3 protein-coding genes are annotated in these 4,967 nt (G+C 48.4%); 1 reads left to right on the plus strand and 2 read right to left on the minus strand.

Annotated elements, in window-relative coordinates; all coding sequences use genetic code 11:
• A partial coding sequence (locus NTV65_00005) for a hypothetical protein (GenBank protein MCX6113587.1) occupies window positions 1–1,224 on the plus strand: 1,224 nt, incomplete at its 5' end.
• Window positions 1,225–1,539: 315 nt separating this feature from the next.
• Here the strand turns inward: NTV65_00005 and NTV65_00010 are convergent.
• Window positions 1,540–3,294 (minus strand): glycosidase, encoded by a 1,755-nt coding sequence (locus NTV65_00010; protein MCX6113588.1) that lies wholly within the window; start codon window positions 3,292–3,294, stop codon window positions 1,540–1,542.
• Window positions 3,295–4,088: 794 nt separating this feature from the next.
• On the minus strand, window positions 4,089–4,967 hold an 879-nt coding region (locus NTV65_00015), incomplete at its 5' end, for a hypothetical protein (GenBank protein ID MCX6113589.1).

Genomic DNA, 4,967 nt, shown 5'->3' on the forward strand with positions numbered 1-4,967 from the left:
AAGATTATACTAGCAGATCACTATGCTGACGCGGCATATCTGGGGGAATTTATCTCCCGTGAAATCGGAACACGCTTCGAAAGCTACTTCTTTATTCACTCTCTCGGGACATTCAAAGCTGAAGGGCTAGATTATCCAAATAAACTGACGAGTGATGTTGACGGGGCGGCCAAACTAGAATCACAATTTCGATTAACAGACAGAATCTTAAGTGAATTGTGGGTTGTGCAGCGCTGCAAACATCATCTAATTGCTAACTCTGACCGCATTGCGAAACATACGCATGAGTACCTCAATGCTCGACATGAGCCGCCGACGATGATTGCGGTCGATGACACTGCTAATGGACATATCGACAGAGTAGATAGGCGAACATTGGCCAGAGAAACTTTTGAAGAGATGCACCGGCTCTACCTGGACACCTGTAACAATACTGAATTGGGTGAGATTGTTCCGGAAGCTAGTCGACTGACATTAGAGGAGCTGCTTGATGCTCAGCTGGTGTTTGAGCGTAGCCGTCATGCGGAAGCTGAATCCAAAGGCAAGTGGGCTGTAGTAAAGGCGATGGCAATCGCACAAAGTGACGTCATAGCCCTTGCCAAAAACAGTCCGAACCGCGTCTTGATAGTCAACGTCAATATGGCTGCGCGGTACGGTACTGATGATAATTTCCGTAACGAGATCAACACAATTATCGGAGACCTCAAGAGCATTCGCAAAAATGGGGGGCACGTTATTGTTCAATCAAGCTTCGATTACCATTTCGGCCTAGATGTCGCCAAAGTGGCTGATTGCTACCTAGCGCTGCCAGCTTTTGAGCCTTTTGGTATGGGCGTTATTGAGGCTGCTGCCGCCGGAACAGTAGTTATTGCTAGAAGCGACGTTCCATCGGTAAAGGAGCTGCTCTCTCACAACGTCAGTACGATCAAATTTCAATTGAGAAACAGTCAGATCAAAGTAGGAATCGGGGGTGGGGCAATTCTTGTTGGTGGGCGTCCTGATGAGGATACGCACGATCAGAAACAGTTTGTTGAAGCAGCCTATAACGGGGCTGCCGCTGCAATAAACGCCGTCACTCTGGGAACCCCTCCCACCACGCCAGCATTGAGTTTTAATCCGAAAGTACTGGGAGCTGCGGCAGCTGATCTAGTTAAGAACAGTCACTATAACTGGGACAATGTTGCGAAACGCTTCCTGCGAGAAGTTTATGGGGATGCGCAATAAGATTGGTAAAACCAACGTAACTGGTCACCGTAGTTTAATGTCGCGATTCAAGCTACTCAGATTACGGCGAAGTTTCATAGGTAGTTAGATTGGTCGTCCCCTGGTCGGGGACGGCAGATTTTGTGACCAGTTAATGTTATCACCCCCGATTTGCTCCGCAAATCGACCCCTGAGGGGTTGTTATCACCCCCACCGCATTGCTGCGCCAGCAGCTTGCGCTGCTGGACGGGCTCCGCAAATCGGCCCCTTAGGAGCTATTGAGTGTCATTGCCGTATGCGTATGTTTATGCAATATGCTGACTAGTTACGAACCAACTACTCAAAGGACAGCACCTCTTTCTCGCCACTGGCTCCGGTGTGCGTGATGCTGAAGCTGTAGCTATCGAGATCCGCATCGAGCGCTGCCAGCGCGTTACCGTTTCTCCATGTCAGTTGAAGTCTGTTATCCTGACCCCGGGAGATCTCAAGGTTACCTTCAAAAGCAGGGGAGGTATTACGCAACTTCATCAATTGAAGCTGCTTTAGTACTACCGGTTGCTTGAGGCCCGCTTCAATGTCGCTCAGTTCAAGGGTGGTTCGATTAATTTCCTTGTGTCCTGCCGCTCCCGCATTATCTGCAGCCACGTAGTTATTCTTCCCTGCAAACAGGTCTAGGTACCAGACCTGTGGAATACCAGGGACGAACATCTGAATAGCGCGTGCTAGAAGCAGCTTACGCTCATCTTCGCCAAGTGCGCTGAAGAAAGTCGCATTTACCTGATAGTAAGAGATCTTCTTACCATCGGGGCCGTAGAGATTCTTTACTCTACCGCCACGATCCATGATGCGGGTAACGATTCCATCGATCTCCTCATCGCTGAGCAGTGTTTTGTCTCCTCCCTCCTCTGACCTGCGCCCTCGAAGGTCTAGAACAGGTATGCCGTCGTGACAGCCGAGCATATTGATCGTGACCATCTTACGCTCAATAATCTCATCAATCCACTTAAGCAGCGGGCGTGATGTGTGGCGGTCAATGGCATCAATTACCAGTCCGGGGAAGAAGAAGTCGTAGATCGGGAAACCTTCATTTGCGACCTCTTCGTGTAGCCGGTTACCGTATTCGGAGTGAATCTCTGGCAGCAGGATAAGATCCAGCCTATTCGCCATCTCCCTAAGTCTGGCGAGATAGTTCCATGTTTCCGGCTTATTGAAAAAATTTACCATACCTGGCTCTTTGTGCAGGTACGCGAAGGCATCGAGTCGGATTAGAGTGGCGCCGTACTCTTTAAGTTTTCTAAATGTCTCTTCATAGAACTGCCAGACCTTTTCAGATCGTGCATTCAGGTCCATCTGCCCCAGATATGTGCGCTTCTGCTCGACAATCGCATAGATACTGTCGCGCACGGCATCATTCATTCCTAGATCTGACGTCCTGAAGTCCTGTTTGGCGGCGATCTTTTCGTTTATCAGGACAACGATTTTTTCTACCTGATCGGCGCTCAGTCCGCCAACTAAACTGAGTTCGGCAACAGTTACAGGGTGATAATCGACCTGCTGGTAGAAGGTATTCCAGTAAGGTTTTTCACTACCATCAGGAAACCGAACCTTCAAATTCGGCAATCCCGGCTTGCGCATAAAGAGCTGTTGCAGCATCTCATGATTGGGGATGATGTAGCCGTCAGGAGAGAGCTCTCCATGTCCTTTCCAAAATTCATTCCAATTAATGAAAAAATCGTGGTACTCGGATTTATCACCAAACTTGATCAGATCTTTGAATTGCGGCGAACCCACCGAGAGATGATTTAGGACCAGATCGAACTTGAGAAGGATATTGAGTTTCGTCAGCTCGGCAAGGTCGTCAGGTGACACCAGCTCTTTATTGATATTGTAATCAATCAAAGAGAAGCCTCGATCGAGATCGCTGTTAAAGAACGTTGGCAGAATATAGAAGAGCGAAAAGACCCCCTCAAATTCTGGTCGCTTCAGCATTGTGACAGTGTCAGACAGCTTCTTCCCGATGCTGTCGGGATAGGCGTTAAAGACAACGCCATTCGGGAGCTTCTTAGTTCTGATTTTCGGATTAGTAATCATATCGAGCACCTGCTAACTGTCTATGGTAGATAATCCGGATCGTCGAAATCTTTCGATTGACCCTCTTTTGCATACAAAGGGCGATAATTAGCTGAATAGTTGCGAATATTTACATGAATATAGCACTGAAGCAACCATATCCGGCTCAGGGCTACTTGCTGCTTGCGTAATCCCTTGGTTTGAGTAGCAAATACTAAAAGTATATATTCCTGAATGGGGTAACACGTGTGGTTGCTCCGGCTATTCTCCGAGGAAGGACCCTTGCTGTTAAGGTTTCTAGAAAGTGTCTACCCTTTTGGAGATAACTATCATGAAGAATGCGGGATATTATTGGTTTTGGAGTGTGCTTCTTATGCTTCTTATCTGGACCGTGTTCAGGTATGGGTATTGGATTTTGTTTTTGGATGATGAAAGCCAATTGGTGGTCCAGGACTGCTTTCAAAGGCTGGTCGTAGCGTTCGGTTTTTTTTCAAGTTTTGTCCTAGTCGGCTTAGCAGGCGGCTTTCACCAAAAGCAGCTAGGTTAGGATCGTCTCTTGTACCCTGGAGAACACCGCAAAAATCGACTCTTCGCAAAAAACACTAAAGGTTTTTTTCGCAGGGTCCTACCTCGAAGAATAGCACCGACTTGGATCCTCCATAAATCAGCTCCACGCCCCGCAAATTCCTCAGCAGGCGCTCCTTAAAATTACTGTGGACCAAAAGTAACCCCGCACCCACAGCCACAGCACCCACAGCCATTCAATTAGAGCTTTCTATCAATCACCTAAAACAACTGATAGTTATAGAGCTGCCCTACTCCACCTCATTCCGTATCGGTACAAACGGTATAAGGAGCATGCCGGGAATAGCCGCAATAAAAGCTATCAAATAGAGGTTCGTGTACCCGATCCGTTCAAGGATATATCCAGCCTGACCACCAACAAGGGTTCCGGGGATAGACATTATGGCGCTACCAATTGCGTAGTGCGTCGCCCTATATTGATGTGAACAAGTTGTAAGAAGAAACACTAAGAGTGCCGCACTGCCAAGCCCAGCCGCAAGTTGCTCTACTCCGTGCACCGCTGCGATAATAAAGAGTCCGCTCCCTGTAGCCGGATCGGGCTTTGCCACGGAGAGCCATATATATAGCCACAGATTTAAGTTCATCAGGAGCGTTAGGGGCCAAAGAGCGCTACGCAGCCCCGCCCTCTTAATCCACCAGCCCCCAAGCATCGCTCCTACGATAGTACCCAGCGCCCCAACGATGCCCCCTATCCAGGCGTACTGTCCTACTGAGATCCTTAGCTCCCTTAACATAAAGGGGGTCACCATAGAGAAAAGGATCTCATCTCCAAGTTTATAGAGCGTTATAAATAGCAGGATGATGCCTATCTTGGGCTGTGCCAGGTAGCTCTTAAACCCCTCCTTAAAAACCTTCCTTGCGTGTGCAAGATTATCCTTAACGACAACCTTAGTCCCAACGTGCGGTAGTGCTAGGTGATGTGCAATTGCAAGTCCGATCAATACAATTCCGCTCACCCCGAATCCAACCATCCAGGAATAGTACGGAGAGCCGTGCATGTACCGACCGGATACCCAGTTAACCAAGCCAACGATACCGCTTCTGCAGAACACCATCGCAAGCCTATATGCTAGCACTCGGTAACCGGATAGAAGCGCCTGCTCGTCCCT

The organism is Pseudomonadota bacterium, assembly GCA_026390555.1.
Lineage (GTDB): Bacteria > Bdellovibrionota_C > UBA2361 > UBA2361 > OMII01 > OMII01.

Bases quoted from the DNA above. Each gene is read 5' to 3' on its own strand.
- NTV65_00010 (MCX6113588.1), bottom strand. From the start codon at position 3,294: ATGATTACTAATCCGAAAATCAGAACTAAGAAGCTCCCGAATGGCGTT.